Source organism: Limnobacter sp., assembly GCF_036846585.1.
Classification (GTDB): domain Bacteria; phylum Pseudomonadota; class Gammaproteobacteria; order Burkholderiales; family Burkholderiaceae_B; genus Limnobacter.
Window position 1 is genome coordinate 40,295 of record NZ_DAIUBR010000015.1, and the last position, 14,958, is coordinate 55,252.

14 protein-coding genes are annotated in these 14,958 nt (G+C 54.7%); 5 read left to right on the top strand and 9 right to left on the bottom strand.

Annotated features, from left to right (window positions below):
* Nucleotides 1-223: 223 nt before the first annotated feature.
* Both V7028_RS08695 and V7028_RS08700 read right to left on the bottom strand, forming a co-directional pair.
* Complete coding sequence (locus V7028_RS08695) at nt 224-1,201, bottom strand: quinoprotein relay system zinc metallohydrolase 1 (protein WP_334119689.1); 978 nt, start codon at nt 1,199-1,201, stop codon at nt 224-226.
* Nucleotides 1,198-2,022, bottom strand: a complete 825-nt coding sequence (locus V7028_RS08700) for a quinoprotein dehydrogenase-associated SoxYZ-like carrier (protein WP_334119690.1) — start codon at nt 2,020-2,022, stop codon at nt 1,198-1,200. Before V7028_RS08700 ends, V7028_RS08695 begins: the two co-directional genes overlap by 4 nt.
* A gap of 93 nt (nt 2,023-2,115) precedes the next feature.
* Here V7028_RS08700 and V7028_RS08705 point away from each other — a divergent pair, with 93 nt between their 5' ends.
* Nucleotides 2,116-3,192, top strand: coding sequence for a substrate-binding domain-containing protein (locus tag V7028_RS08705; RefSeq protein ID WP_334119691.1), 1,077 nt, complete (start codon nt 2,116-2,118; stop codon nt 3,190-3,192).
* 71 nt (nt 3,193-3,263) lie between these two features.
* Here the strand turns inward: V7028_RS08705 and V7028_RS08710 are convergent, their stop codons facing one another.
* The 3 genes from V7028_RS08710 to V7028_RS08720 all read right to left on the bottom strand — a co-directional run bounded on the left by V7028_RS08710 (nt 3,264) and on the right by V7028_RS08720 (nt 5,801).
* Nucleotides 3,264-3,689 (bottom strand): hypothetical protein, encoded by a 426-nt coding sequence (locus V7028_RS08710; protein WP_334119692.1) that lies wholly within the window; start codon nt 3,687-3,689, stop codon nt 3,264-3,266.
* Complete coding sequence (locus V7028_RS08715) at nt 3,682-4,842, bottom strand: NAD(P)-dependent oxidoreductase (protein WP_334119693.1); 1,161 nt, start codon at nt 4,840-4,842, stop codon at nt 3,682-3,684. The genes V7028_RS08710 and V7028_RS08715 overlap by 8 nt, the downstream gene beginning before the upstream one ends.
* 62 nt (nt 4,843-4,904) lie before the next feature.
* Complete coding sequence (locus V7028_RS08720; protein WP_334119694.1) at nt 4,905-5,801, bottom strand: LysR family transcriptional regulator; 897 nt, start codon at nt 5,799-5,801, stop codon at nt 4,905-4,907.
* Between the two features lie 106 nt (nt 5,802-5,907).
* On the opposite strand from V7028_RS08720, the gene V7028_RS08725 reads away from it, so the two are divergent.
* From V7028_RS08725 to V7028_RS08735, 3 genes are all read left to right on the top strand, one after another.
* Nucleotides 5,908-6,987, top strand: a complete 1,080-nt coding sequence (locus V7028_RS08725; RefSeq protein WP_334119695.1) for a tartrate dehydrogenase — start codon at nt 5,908-5,910, stop codon at nt 6,985-6,987.
* Nucleotides 6,988-7,082: 95 nt separating this feature from the next.
* A complete protein-coding gene (locus V7028_RS08730) occupies nt 7,083-8,027 on the top strand; it encodes an AEC family transporter (protein WP_334119696.1) in 945 nt (314 codons plus the stop codon).
* A gap of 59 nt (nt 8,028-8,086) precedes the next feature.
* Nucleotides 8,087-9,307 (top strand): MFS transporter, encoded by a 1,221-nt coding sequence (locus V7028_RS08735; RefSeq protein ID WP_334119697.1) that lies wholly within the window; start codon nt 8,087-8,089, stop codon nt 9,305-9,307.
* 14 nt (nt 9,308-9,321) lie between these two features.
* On the opposite strand, the gene V7028_RS08740 is transcribed toward V7028_RS08735, so the two are convergent.
* Nucleotides 9,322-9,477, bottom strand: coding sequence for a hypothetical protein (locus V7028_RS08740; RefSeq protein ID WP_334119698.1), 156 nt, complete (start codon nt 9,475-9,477; stop codon nt 9,322-9,324).
* Between the two features lie 161 nt (nt 9,478-9,638).
* Between V7028_RS08740 and V7028_RS08745 the strand changes: the two genes are divergently transcribed.
* Nucleotides 9,639-11,423, top strand: coding sequence for a pyrroloquinoline quinone-dependent dehydrogenase (locus V7028_RS08745; protein ID WP_334119699.1), 1,785 nt, complete (start codon nt 9,639-9,641; stop codon nt 11,421-11,423).
* Here the strand turns inward: V7028_RS08745 and V7028_RS08750 are convergent.
* Genes V7028_RS08750 through V7028_RS08760 form a run of 3 tightly spaced genes read right to left on the bottom strand, consistent with a single transcriptional unit; the run spans nt 11,416 to nt 14,952 of the window.
* Nucleotides 11,416-12,495: a DUF1513 domain-containing protein gene (locus tag V7028_RS08750; RefSeq protein ID WP_334119700.1), complete on the bottom strand. Its 1,080-nt coding sequence runs from the start codon at nt 12,493-12,495 to the stop codon at nt 11,416-11,418. The two genes, V7028_RS08745 and V7028_RS08750, sit on opposite strands and share 8 nt — an antisense overlap.
* Before the next feature lies 1 nt (nt 12,496).
* Nucleotides 12,497-13,537: an imelysin family protein gene (locus V7028_RS08755; protein ID WP_334119701.1), complete on the bottom strand. Its 1,041-nt coding sequence runs from the start codon at nt 13,535-13,537 to the stop codon at nt 12,497-12,499.
* Nucleotides 13,537-14,952: a di-heme oxidoreductase family protein gene (locus tag V7028_RS08760; RefSeq protein ID WP_442918716.1), complete on the bottom strand. Its 1,416-nt coding sequence runs from the start codon at nt 14,950-14,952 to the stop codon at nt 13,537-13,539. Before V7028_RS08760 ends, V7028_RS08755 begins: the two co-directional genes overlap by 1 nt.
* Nucleotides 14,953-14,958 lie beyond the last annotated feature (6 nt).

The following is a 14,958-nucleotide window of genomic DNA, read 5'->3' on the forward strand; positions in this document are numbered from 1 at the left end:
CCTAGCGCAAGCTTCATGCCAAGTAGAATAATTCTTCTATATAATTTTTTTATTCAATAAAATCAGTATGTTATGAAAACACCCTCTTTCATGTGATTTGGTTCAATGCGACAAGCAAAAAAAGAGACAGTTTTGTGACATTGGAACAGCACATCTGTTCAGTGACACACAAACTGTCTCTTTTTGAAACAACTGGCACAGTACTAACCCTTACACTTAATCCTCAGAAGCCGCCCAAGGCTTCCTTTTCGTACACCGGGTACAGGTTCGTCACGTTGCGATAAAACTCGGCCGGGTAAGCCGCAAAGTTTCTGAATCGTTCGGGCGCACCCTTGTTCATCACATCATTGATTTCCTCGCCCATGTCGGCGGCCTGGGCCAAACGCTTGTCAAGCCAGCTCAGGTAATCCAGGGTTTGGTCAATCGCCTCACTGCCCCAACTCACCGGGCCGTGGCTTGGCACGACCACCTTGGGTTTCATGGCTTGCAGCTTTTTCAGGCTTGCAATCCAGGGTTTCAGTTTGGCGTGCGGTGTGGTCACAATGCGCTTGTAAAACACCAGGCCGCCGGCCCACATCACCTTGCTTTCAGGGTCAAACAACACTAGATCCGAATCAGTATGGCCTTTCAGTTCAATGGCCTCAATTGCCTTGCGGCCAAAACCTCTCAAGCTGGCTGGCGCAATGGTCTGCGTAGGCAATGCACTTTCCGTGGCCTTCATCCAGTCGCCGCACAAACGGTACAGGTTGGTTTCATACAACGCCGCTTCAGCCTTGATGCCCTGAACCGTTACCTTGGTGGCAGCCAGTGCTTCTTTCGGGTAGGCCTGATTGCCCAAAAAATAATCCGGATGCAGGTTCAACGCCACCACCTGCTTGACGGGCTTGCCATTGCTGATTGAATCAATCAGGGCGCGTTGCTGCTCGCCGTACAGGCGCGATGTGCCTGTGTTGATCACATACACCCCGGCTTCGTCCACATAAAACCCGGTGTTGATGATGTTGCAACCGTTGGCCTGCGAAAAATCATCATTGGCCCCTGCAATCACGTACCAGCCACCGGCCAGTTTGGTGGCCTTCAAACCGTAATTGAGCGTGGCTTTGTCGGGTGTGGGCTGGGCCACATTGGGCAATTCGGCACGTGCCTGCCCTGCGGCTGTCATCGTGATCAGCGCCATTGCAATCAAGCACTTCAATTTCATTGTGTAACCTTTGCATCAATCCGGTTGCCATTGTTGTCTCGCCCCACCAAACTGATGGGGCCCGCTGGTTTTTTATCAAAGTCAAACGAGAACAGGGGGTTCTCGGACACTGGCTCAAAGGGATACAACCTGGCCAAAACCTGTTTGTTTTTGTCTTGCAGAATCATTTCTTCAATGTAGAAGGCAGGCACACCCGCCACCAAACCTGTGTCCATGGGGTGCGACACCTGCACCCGCAAACGGGCGTCGTCACGCAACTGGTTGGCATCAAACATTTTCCCGGCAACCCGGTTCAGGGTTTGGGGCCAAGTGCCATCCGCGCGGGTGGCACCCGGCACGGTACACCCACCACCCGACGCCTCAATAAATGCGTAACCCACATGCCACACATTGTCCTCTCCAAGCGCAGCCACACGAATGGGGCTGGCCTGTTCCAGCTTGAACCGGAAATTCAGGGCAGGCTTGGCTTGTTCGGGTATGAATTCAAGAACCTTGCGAATGGGGTTGCGGTCCACCAGCACCACAATTTTTTTCACCTTGCCTATGGCAGATGCATCGAATGACACCGGCACATTCATGGCGTCTTCGGCGAACAGGGGCACTGTTACCTTGATGCGAGAATCGAACACTGTTTTTTCATTTGTTTCGAAAAACTGCCCCTTCATGTCGGGCCACTGCATGGAACCCAGCGGGTCCCCACCCGTTAAATCTCCTTTTACCGAACCCATTTCTGACGGTGCTGCCTGCACGGGGGTGGCAAAGAAATTGCCTGCCAGCAAAGCAATACCTGCGCAAAGTGCGCAGGCCCAATTTGAATTCATTCTTGTAATGGAACAACCGTACTTCATGATTACCTGTCTCCTGCCATATGCAATCTGTCAGAATGCAAGCAATCGATGTGCCTATATTCGCAAATGCTCAACTTAAAAGTATCCGCCCGCTGGAAAAAAGACGATGGTCAAACCGTTGAACTGGATCAACGCCTGCTGTCGACATTAAAAACAATCGACGAGAAAGGCTCGATTTCGCTGGCCTGCAAATCGCTCGGTGTTTCTTACCGCACCCTGTGGTCACAAATTCAACAATACAACGAAATGCTGGGTGAAGACCTGGTGGCAACACACGGGCGCGCCGGTGCCTGCCTTACGCGGTTTGGGCACAAACTGATCTGGATGGTTGAACAAGGCAATGTGCGCGTTGCACCCGACCTTGGCACGGTTGGCGAACAGCTGAACGCCGAGTGGCTGGACGTTGACCAGAACAAACCGTGGATCAGCCTGGCTTTAAGCGACGACATGGTGCTGCAGGGCTTGTTTCAAAACACCGCCTTGTACAAAAAGCTGCAAGTGTCGCTTCGATGGTCTGGCAGCATTGCCGCATTGTCTGCCCTGCACCGCGGTGAAGTGCGTGTGGCAGGCTGCCACTTGCCGGTAGGGCAGGAAGAGCATTCCCACGTGCACCAGATCATGCGGCGCTGGTTGCGCGGGTCCAACCTGTCGGTTGTTGAACTGTTTGAACGCGACATCGGCTGGATGAGCCGCCCCGTTGCAAGTCCACCCACGCTGGACGATGTTGCCATGCGGCGGGCGCTGCTGGTGAACCGAAACTCGGCTTCCTCTACACACCACCAGCTAAATGCCATGATTACGAAAGCAAGCCTGAACCCGGAAGAACTACCGGGCTATTATCATGAAGAAAACTCACACTTGGCCGTGGCCTGCACCATTGCGGCCGGGCATGGTGATTTGGGTTTGGGCATTCGGGCAGCAGCGGAGCACTATGGCTTGCAGTTCCGCTCAGTGTCCAAAGAAAGGTACTTTTTGGTGCTGCACAACAGCGACCTGAACTACCCTGCCATGGAAATCATGTTGCCCTGGCTGACCAGCCCGGAAGTGTTGGCCCAGGTCGAGCAAGCGGCGGGCTACAGGGCAACGCACTTGGGCAGAACTCAGGCACTGGAAGTGTTCCTGAATGAAATTCAGGAGAAATAAGCCACTTCCTCCCTCATTTTGGTGTGCCAAAACTGTGCAGCGCAACAAAGTTATGCAAGGTTTTGCATAATTTAACCATTTCCGGGTGTCACCACCACGACGAATAAATCCCGCAGCCGCGAAAGAGAGTCTTCAACGTACCGTTGCAAAGCCCACAATGGCATTTCATCCAGCCGCATGCGCTGTTGAAACTGCACATGCAAACCCGACTCATCCAGACAAAAACAGGCGGGCAATTCACAATCATGCAGCAACTGACGGTTAAGGTGTAAAAGTTGGGCCAAGGTGGCTGCACTGCCCACCCTGAACCCGGTCAGCGTGAAAACAAACAGCACTGCGGGGCTGCTGTTGTTCCAGGCAATGGGAACCAACTCAAGGCTGGCATCCTCCCATTCAAAAACCGATTGATTTTTCCCCACAGCTTTGCCTGTTGCATTGCCAACGCGCCCGACCAGTTCGCGAAACAGGGCTTGCGCACTACTGCCCCTTTCAACCATTCAAGCCACCTTGAGACACACTGCGTTGCAAGAACATTTTTTGTGCCTGCTGAACCACTGCATCGCCCATTTTTTCACTGGCCTCAAGCGTTTGCCCACCCACGTGCGGGGTCGCCACCACACGAGGATGTTGCGCCAGGCGATCACTCACACTGCCGCGCGGTGCAGGGTCCTCAACAAATACGTCAAGACCTGCACCAGCAATAAGACCCTTATCCAGCGCATCAAGCAATGCTTCTTCATTCACCACACCGCCTCGTGCCACATTGATCACCACGGCATTGCGGCCTGAAAGCTGCTCAAGTTGTGGTTTTCCGATCATGCCACGGGTTGAATTGTTCAAAGGTACATGTACGGTGAGCACGTCCGATTGCGTGCACAAATCATCCAGCGAAACATATGCTTTCAAATAAGCAGGGCGATCGGCATCGCTTTGCTGTCGGCGAGCTGACGCCAGCCCAATCACTTCCATGCCCAATGCCTTCGCTGCCGCGCCGACCACACCACCAATGCGGCCTACGCCAATAATGCCCAGCGTTTTGCCACCCAGCTCAGAACCAGTCAAGGCGGCACGGTTCCACTGCCCAGCCTTCATCTGTGAATCGGCCTGCGGAATTTTGCGTTTTACCGCGAGCATCAAACCCAAAGCAAGTTCAGCCGTGCTTTGCGTGTTTACATCGGGTGTGTTGCTGTAGGCAATACCCAGCGCATCGAGACAATCCATGTCCAGATTGTCCATGCCGGTACCCGCCCTCAGTACAAACGAGGGCCGTTCTTGCGGCGCCAACTGGTCAAGAAACGCCTGATCAACCTTGCAATTGCCGCGCACCACCAACAGGTCGGTACTGCGACCTTTCATGGTATCGAGCACAGTGTCAGTCAAAGCATCCGGATTGCTCTGGGGCACCGACGTAACCTGAGCCTGCGTGGGTGAAAGACCCTGTATACGGCCCGAGGCCACGGGCCCCATGGCTTCGGCCAACAATACATGAATGGGTGCGACGTCATCGCGGGCCCCGACATGCAGCAAGGCATTGCCAAAAGGCAACATTTGACCAGCGTTGTTTTGGGAAGGCGTGCCGGAACGCAGCGCGGTGCCGGGTGCGTTCACGAGAGGGGAAATATAACCGGCGTTGTTTGAAATGGGATGCATGGAGATCTCTTTGTATGTAATTTTGAACAGGTCGCTTTAGTAACACTGGAGGAACAGTAAGTTCACTTCCGCAGTCGGTCTGCCAAAAATTCAACACACACCCGCAAACGCGCCGAACTGGCCAAACGCGATGGGTACACGGCATACACATTGGCTTCCTGGCAATACTGCGGCAACACGCGAACCAGCTTTTTGTTACGCAGGTAAGGTGCAACATCCCACGCGCTGCGCAAGCCCACGCCATGGCCATCCAGGATCCATTGCCGAACAGACTCGCCGTTGTTCGACGACAGGGCACCACGCACGCGCACTGTTTCCTCCCCATGTGGCCCTTGTAGCACCCAGCGCCCCGGCTGCTGATCGCGCTCGCGAATCACAAGGCATTGGTGATTCTGCAAATCAGCCAATTCTTGCAGCACAGGCACCTGTTTCAAATAGGCCGGGCTGGCGCACAGAATGCGCTGGTTGCCCGCAATGCGTCGGCGAATCAAACCAGAGTCCGTAATTTCCCCAAGCCGAATGTCAAGGTGAAAGCCTTCAGTGAGTAAATCAATCGGGCGGTCAATCAACTCCAGCTGTACTTCCAGCTCGGCATATTGCCGGGCCAGTTCCGACAAAGCTGGCGCCAAGCGCGACCGACCATATCCCGTGCTCGAACACACCCGCAACAAACCCCTCGGAATAGAACGTTCAGCCGACAGGGCATCCATCAAATCCTGGGAAGTATCCAGCACACGCTGCCCCCATTCCACACAGGTTTCGCCCACTTCAGTCAAGGACAAACGACGGGTTGTTCGGTGAAACAACTTCAGTCCCAACCGCTGCTCAAGCTGTGCCAGGCGCTTGCTGATGTAGGCTGTTGACACCCCCATTTCCCGCGCGCATGCAGACAGGGAGCCATGCCGGCACAAGGCAAGCATCAGATCCAGTTCTTCTAGGGAGGGTGGTTTTGACTTCATTAATTAACCTATCACTTGACAATTATTTAACTTATAACAGTATTATCAACCATCAAGTTAATCAATATACTTTAGGCTTCAACCTAATATTCAATCAGGAATGCTCATGAACTCCCGAAAAATTGCAGTACTGGCCGGCGATGGCATTGGCAACGAAGTAACCCCGGAAGGCCTGCGAGTGCTGGAAGCGGCTGCGCGTCGCTACGATCTGGACCTTCAATTCACCCAGTTTGACTGGGCACACTGCGATTACTACCTGAAACACGGCCAAATGATGCCAAGCGACTGGTTTGACCAGCTCGTGTCCTTCGATGCCTTGTACTTCGGCGCTGCAGGTTGGCCCGACAAAGTGCCAGATCACATTTCCCTGTGGGGTTCACTGCTGAAATTCCGCCGCGAATTCGATCAATATGTAAACCTGCGCCCCGTGCGGTTGATGCCTGGCGTTCCATGCCCGCTGGCCAACAAAAAAGTGGGCGACATTGATTTCTACGTGGTTCGTGAAAACACGGAAGGCGAATATTCATCAGTCGGTGGCCGCATGTTTGAAGGCACCGAACGCGAAGTGGTTCTTCAGGAGGCTGTGTTCACACGCCAGGGCACCGACCGAATTCTGAAATACGCCTTTGACCTGGCGCAAAGCCGCCCCAAAAAGCACCTGACCTCGGCTACAAAATCCAATGGCATTGCCATCAGCATGCCTTACTGGGACGAACGTGTGGAAGCCATGGGCAAACAGTATCCCGACGTGCATTGGGACAAGTACCACGTGGACATTCTTGCGGCACGCTTTGTACTAAGCCCGGAACGTTTTGATGTGGTGGTTGCGTCCAACCTGTTCGGCGATATCCTCTCCGATCTGGGACCCGCCTGCACTGGCACCATTGGCATTGCCCCTTCGGCCAACCTGAATCCGGAAGGAAAATTTCCCTCTCTGTTCGAACCAGTACACGGTTCCGCACCCGACATTTACGGCAAGAACATCTCCAATCCGATTGCCATGATCTGGTCGGGCGCGATGATGCTTGACTCCATCGGCAAGGGCGACCCCAAATACAAGGCAGCCCACGATTCCATTCTGAAAGCAATCGAAACGGTGTTGGTGGAAGGACCCCGCACACCCGACATGGGCGGCAATGCCACCACATCCGATGTGGGCAAAGCAATCGCAGAGTGCGTTCAATAAAGTCGCAGTTTTACTGCCGCTTGCCAAGGGTCATCCACAATTGACCCTGAATTCATCGGTGAAATAATGGGGGCAACTCAACACATGTTGTCCCCATGAACCAATTCAATGTGCTCTCGGAAATTCTGGGAGTCACCGCACCCGTGTTTGCCATGGTTTTCATGGGGTTGGTGTTGCGCAAAGTCAAACTGATTAACGATTCTTTTATTCAAACAGCCTCCACGCTGACCTACAAAGCCACCATGCCCACGCTGTTCTTTCTGTCAATTTGGCAGGCAGACTTGCAAAGCGCATTCAATGCAAAGCTGGTTTTCTTTTTGTGCGCCGCCACGCTCGCCGGCTTTTTGGCCAGTTGGTGGTGGGCGAGCAAATTCACGCCCTACAGCCAGCGCGGGGTGTTTGTACAGGGCTCGTTTCGCGGCAACTGTGGCGTGGTCAGCTTCGCACTGGTGGCCAGCTATTACGGCGACTATGGCCTGTCAGTCGGTGGCGTACTGGTGGGCTTCACCATTCTGCTGTTCAACGTGCTGTCGGTGCTCATCCTGTCCATTTACAGCCCCACCTTGAAATTCAGCCCCGCCATGGTGGGCAGGGAATTGCTGAAGAACCCCTTGATCATTGCGGTGGTGTTGGGTATGGCTGCCAGCGCGATCAAACTGTACATTCCCGACTGGCTGTTGAAATCCGGACAATATTTCGCAGGTCTTACCTTGCCCCTGGCACTGATCTGCGTGGGTGGCACCTTGTCCTTGGCCGGGGTGAAGGCCTCGGGTGTGGCAGCCATTCAATCCAGCACAATCAAAGTCGCAATACTGCCCATGCTGGCCTGCATGGCCGCCTGGGTAGTGGGCATTGAAGGCCGCGAACTGGTTATCCTGTGGATGTTTTTTTCCAGCCCCACCGCCGCGGCAAGCTTTGCCATGGCCGTGGCTGCGGGTGGTGATGGCAAACTTGCAGCCAACATCATTGCACTGACCACACTGGTGTCAATTGCCACCATGACAATCGGTATTTATGCGCTCATCGCCTTGGGGCACTAGGAGCGCGCGTTAAACTGCCTGATCAGCACAACATGAATTCAATCAGCAGGTAGCAGTACATGGACGCGGACAAAACATGGGACATCAATATCAGCACAGGCCGGGAATGGGCGCTGTTGCTGATTCTCGCAGGGATTCAGTTCACGCACATCCTCGACTTCATGATCATGATGCCGCTGGGTCCGCAGCTGACGCAGGCCTTTGCCATTTCCGATGCGAAGTTCGGCTTGCTGGTGTCGGCTTACACCTTCGCGGCCGGTGCATCGGGCCTGTTTGCATCGCTTTACATTGATCGGTTCGAGCGCCGCCGCCTGCTGCTTGTTTTGTATTTCCTGTTCGCTGTTGCAACGCTGGCCTGCGGCCTGGCGCCCACCTACGAAACGCTCATGGGTGCGCGTGTTGCAGCAGGTTTGTTCGGGGGCATCTTGTCGGCCATGATCCAGACCATTGTGGCCGACGTGGTGCCCTTCGCCCGCCGGGGCAAGGCGATGGGCGTCATCATGACGTCGTTCTCCGTGTCCACCGTCATGGGTGTGCCACTGGGTTTGTTTGTGGCGGCCAATTCAAGCTGGCACACACCTTTTTTCGGCATTGCAGGCATCAGCTTCGTGCTGGTGGTGGCGGCCGTGTACGTCATTCCGACTTTGCAGGGCCACTTGCATGCGCGGGGTGAAACTGGCCCGTTGCAAGGCATTGCGCAAGTGCTGCGCGACCCCAACCACCTGATTGCATTCTGCTTCTCGTTTTGCATGATCTTCGCCGGGTTTTCAATCATCCCGTACATCACGATTTACATGCAGACAAACGCCGGGCTTTCCCCTTCCGAAATTCCGCTGATTTATCTGGCCGGTGGCGCAGCCACCCTGTTCAGCGCGCAGATCATCGGCAAACTGAGCGACAAAATCGGCAAACTCAAAATGCTGCAGATCATCGCCACCATTGCAATCATTCCCATGGCCTTGATCACACAAACAGAGGGCATGGGCAAGATCGCAATCCTGATCATCACCACCTGCTTTTTCGTATTTGTCAGCGGAAGAATGATTCCGGGCATGGCCATGGTCAGCGCCGCGGGCAACCCGAAAAACCGGGGCACATTCATGACGCTGAATTCGTCCATGCAGTCGGCCGCCATGGGACTGGCAGCCCTTGTTGGCGGGCATCTGATCGAAAGAAATGCGGAAGGGCTGATTGAAAACTACTGGCTGTGCAGTGTGATAGCCATTGTATTCAACGTGATTGCAGTGCTGATCGCCCGGCAAATCAAGGTGTACCGATAGGTTTGCCTGAATATTCAGCTTGCCATGCGGCGAATAATTGACGACACCACCATGCGAAGGCCCTTGATTTCTTTCACTTCCAGTGGGCGCTTGTCTTTGAGGTCTTTGTCTTTACTCAGCTCTTCAAGCTTGCTTTCAATTTCTTTCAACAATTCAAGTTGTTGTTTCATGATCACTTACTAATAGAATCGCGTACGCGCAATATACACGCTGGCGCATGCACTTTGGATGACAGTTTTGTGACACCACAACACTGCCCCAGATTGCAACAGTGCGAGTGGTTTGATCTTTGCTTGCGTCGTTGGGTTATCAAGCAACAAGGAAGTACCCAATGAACCTGCGCCACAGCCTGAACCGCACTTTTATCAACCCACTGCTGGTGGGCATCGGCCTGTCCTGCACGCAGGCCATGGCCGGGGATTGGCCCGTATTCGGCGGCAACTGGGATCACCAGCGGCACACAGCATCTTCACAAATTACGCCAGCCAACGTTGCGCAACTGGACACAGCCTGGGAATTTGACACGGGTGTGTCGTCCAGCTTTCAGGCCACACCAATTGTGGTGGAAGGGGTGATGTATGTTTCTCTGCCCTTTAACCACGTGGTGGCGCTACACGCCGACACCGGCAAATTGATCTGGCGTTACACACACGACCGCTTGAAAAGCCGCAAAATGTGTTGCGGCCCGGCCAACCGTGGTGTGGCAGTCAGTGGTGGCAAGGTGTTCATGGGCACAGTTGATTCACGCCTGCTGGCACTGGATGCACGCACGGGCAAAAAGCTGTGGGACATTGATGTAACCCAAGGCGAACAAGGTGTGCAGGAAGACGCTGCCAGCCTGGGTTCGCAACTGGACACGCAGGGTGGCAAGCTCGAGGTGTCTGGTGCCTCAGGTGCAGGCATCAACATGGCACCCATGGTGTTTGATGGCAAAGTGATTGTGGGCATTACCGGCGTGGGCTACGGTTTGCACCTGGATTCCCCCGACCCGGATGCACCCCTGGGTGCTGTGGTGGGCATTGCCGGCAACTACGGGCGCCGTGGTTTCATGGCCGCTTACGATGTCAACACTGGGGCGCAGGCCTGGAAATTCGACACGGTTCCCGACTCGGGCTGGGAAGGCAAGTTCACCCAGACAACCCCGGACGGCATGGTACTGCCCCGAGACATTGAACAGGAAAAAGCGGCAGCAGCGAAGTACCCCGATGCATGGCAGTTCGGCGGCGGCTCGGCCTGGAGCACACCCGCAATTGACCGGGAAAACGGCATTCTCTATTTCGGTACGGGCAACCCGTCACCGCAAATGGAAGGCTCTTCACGGCCCGGCGACAACCTGTACACGGCCTCGCTGGTGGCCCTTGATGTACGCACTGGCCAGTTGAAATGGCACTACCAGCAAGTGCCGCACGACATGTGGGGCTACGACGTGGCCAGCCCACCCGTGTTGTTCGGCACCAAAGTGAAAGGCAAGCAGGTTCAGGCTGTTGGGCAGGCCGGAAAAACAGGCTGGTTTTATGTGCACAACCGCACCACCGGCGAACTGCTGTTCAAAAGCGAAGCCTTTGTGCCGCAGAACAACATGTTCACCTTGCCCACTGAACAAGGCAATGTGATTTACCCCGGTGTGATTGGCGGCTCGAACTGGTCGCCAGTTTCCGTGGATGAACAACGCCGCATGGTATTTATCGCCGGCATTCACTGGCCTGTGAAATACCAGTTGCATGAATTGAAAGCCAAGGGCAACAAACCCGCCCTGAAGTATTCATCCATGTCGCCAATTGAAGACGGCGAGAAGTATGGTCTGTTGTCTGCCCTTCACCTGGACACAGGCAAACTGCTGTGGCAACACAAGGTAAAAGCACCCTTGATCGGCGGCGTGTTAAGCACACAAACAGGTTTGGTGTTTTCTGGTGAAGGCAGCGGTGAATTTTTTGCGCTGGATGCAAACACCGGCAAACGGCTGTGGCAACAGGGCAATTCAGCGGGCGTGAATGCGCCACCCATCAGCTATGAAGTCAAGGGCAAACAGTACCTGGCCGTGACCGTGGGCGGCAACAAATTGTTTGGTTTCAAGCAGGGGCAAACCATCAAGGCCTGGGCGCTGACAACTAAATAAGCAGCCAGTGATTGTCCAGTTCCAGTGTGTCAGCCAAACCGGCGGGCAGGTGCCCCAGCCACACACGGTCGGCCTTTGCAGCCAGCGCACAAGCTGAGCTTGCTGCGAATTCGGCCAGGCGTTGCCCCTGCACACTGACATGCAGTGCTGCGTTGCTATTGGTGCAACTGATCACGAAGCCTTGGGGCGTTGCAACAATGTCACCCGCGTAACCCTTCATGCCTGCTGATTCGGGCACAGTGCGCAAACCCTGTTCACTGAGCAATGCCAGCACGGGTGCTTCATTTTTTCTTGAAGCACTGCCATGGTGTGCCTGCATGGCAATGCCCACCACACCATCCGTGTGCAAGGCCATGTGCCGCAAGCTGAGTTGCGTGTCGTCAATCACCCACTGCTTTAACAACTTGCCTGTCGCCGGTTTTAAAGCCACAAGCGACGAATCCATTTGATTCAAATTCAGCTGCGTGCGCCCCATGTCCGCATGGGTTTGAATACCACCATTGGCCACCAGCAAAAAGGGTTCTGCAATGCCCAGGCCGCCATTGGGCAACACCAGCATTTCATGAGGATCGTGCCCGTGCGTGGGCCACACGTCCAGCAATTCAAGTGTGGTTTTGTCGCGCATTGCCAGAACCCCGCTGCCGCCCAGCATGTCGGTTTCCGTGGTGTAAACATGCATGCCATGTACTGCGCTGTGGCCATTGAGCTGGCGGTCGGCATCTTGCCAGGTTCGGGATGCATCGCCTGTGCGAATGTTCAAGCGCATCATCCAGTCACCAGGTCGGCGCGCAATCACCAAATAGTCGTCGCCTTGCAAATGCATCAGCCCGTGGGGGCGCGTGGGCAAATCAACCGCCTGTTGCACCGTGAACAAGTTCGGCTGTGCAGGGTCCACATTCAACACGCCGGCCTGAAACCCGCCACTCGGTAATTGCCATGCAGCCAGCAAATTGGCCGATGTCGAATTAAGGGAAAGATGGGGGGTATTCACTGCCGCAACCATGGACGGCATGGCCAGCAACACACTGGCCGCACTCAAGGTTCGCAGAAAATGCCGACGTTGCGCCTGCAATTCAATCACCGTCCGAGGAAGAAAACTGGATCGACACTTTCAAGCCTTTGGCAACATCCTGTTCCATAAAACCTTTCAACACCTTCAATGCTTTCACCGATCGTTCAATGGTGGCGGGCTTGGCAATGTCATTGGCTTGCAGCGCCTTGTCTACTGCATCACTGTGCTTGACCAAAGTATCGGCCAATTCGATTTGGCCCAGCCCGCGCAAATAAGCCTCCAGGGGCACAACATGCCGGTTCGCTTGTGGAACCGTTGCGCTGTTTAAAACCAGCACATGTTCAATGCCCCGCCACTGCGCTGCCCAAGCCTGCGTGGTCAAACCCATGGCAGAAAAAGGCCATTCACTTGCGCCTTGTTGAGCCCGCGAATCCTTGTTTTTCAACAACGGTTTTTCCATTCGCTCCCAGCCCAGGTTGTGCAAAGCGCCCACCATCTGGTTGAAATACAGTTGCATGCTGTCAGGCAATTTGTTCCACTGCAGATCGCCCACAGTGCGCTGAATGTCTTTCACCACTTCTTGCGCGTAGTCACATTCAGCAGACCCCGGCCTGAAAGAAGAATGTGCCATCAAATGTTCAAAAGCCGGAAAGCCTTTTGCCGGGCTGCCCACCAGGGCCATTGCCTGCGCCCCTTTGGGTTGCTTTTTGATGGCACGCTCCAGCAGCTTCTCGCGCAGGGGGCGAAAATCAATTTGTCGCACCGTGTTGTTGTCAAGCAAGGGGCCGATCACCACGGCCGACAATTCCAGCCACGCCAGGTAGGCTTCCGAATAATGTTTCTTCAGCGCGTTCAGGCCCACACCGCCCTTGCAATACCGGGCAGTTGAATTGTCCAGTTGCTTCAAACCTTGCAGCAAGGCTGCCGTGTCTTTTCGGTAATGGTGATTCACCGCACTGCCAAGCACCTCGGGCACTTCGTAATACGGAAACAGCATGGTGCTTCTGTCCACGGGCTTGGCAGCCACGGCTGAAGTGTTGAACAGCAACACCCCACCACCAATCACTATCGAGCCCAATGCGCGAAACAAACCACTTTTCATTACAGGGACTCCACAAAACGGATCAGTGAAACACGGTCTTGCGCTGAATAATTCATGAATGTTTTTTTGCTTTGCTCCGCTTCACCACCGTGCCAAAGGATGGCCTCTTCAACGCCGTTGGCTCGACCATCGTGCAGCAGGCGCATGTGGTTGTTCACATCGGGAATCAAACCGATTCCCCACAGGGGTGGCGTTTTCCATTGACGGCCATTGGCTTTGAAATCAGGTCGATTGTCGGCCAGGCCCTCGCCCATGTCATGCAACAACAAGTCCGTGTAGGGCCAAATTTCCTGCCCTTCAAGGGCCTTGCTGCTTAAGGCAGGAAACGGTACTTTGCCTGTGGTGTAGGAAGACCGGTGACACACGGCACACTGCGCCTGATCAAACAACTTCTGGCCCTTCAACACACGTGCATCGTCTACATTGCGGCGCGCCGGTGGCGCCAGCACCGCTTGATAAAACACAATTTCATTGAACAGTTTGTCGCTTAACTCGGGTTCGCTTTTGCCGGAACCGTGGGGCGCATTCAAACAATCCGTTTGTGCCTTGGTGCAGTTTTCAACCGGAAACAAACTGGAAGTAATCCCAATGTCACCCAGAAATGCCCCAGCAGTTTGGTGGGCCAGGCTGGCCACATTGGCCTTCCAGCCAAAACGCCCCAGCATTTCACGTTGTGCGTACGCATCCCACACCCGGTTGGGCATGCCTTTGATGGCATCGGGCCGCACGGCCTGTTGCTTGGCATTGGCCAGTACATCCTGTTCTTCAACCGCTTCCAGCAAACCCAAACCAATAACCTGCGGCGCAATGCGCGGGCTGATCATCACCTCGGGGTGCATGGGGCCATAGGCCAAATTCGTGAATGTATACCTTGGTTTTTGCAGCACATAAGGCGTGCCGTCGGGATATTTGCCATGCAATGGCGTCGTTTCAATATTGATTTTCCCTTCAGGCTTTACACCGTCTACGGCCGCATTGTTCAACTGGTCCCCGTAGGTGGGTTCGGGCACCACGCCATGGTGTGGCCCTGTGCCAGGAATGGAAATCCGGAACAGCAAATCAACTGGTTGCCCGGTGTTCAAGCGGTTCAGAATTTCCGGTGGCTTGCCGCGACCATCCTGCACGTGGCAACCACCACATGAACGGGCAATGAAGTGGGGACCCAAACCATCGCGCGCTGTGGTGGATGCCGGGGCTTGAACCCAGTTGCGTTTGAAAAACGAATTGCCAATTGCAAAGCGGGTGCGTTCTTCGTTGGGCAAATTGGCAGCCGGAAATGAAAACGCGTTGCGCCCATCGGCAAACACCGTTGCGTCGCCCGCTGTGCGGGCCGTCATACTTTGCGCAGCAGCCCACGCCCCACCGCCTGCAAGCAGCGTGGCCAGGCAAACCAAGGTAAGTTTCTTGATACTCACTGTGTC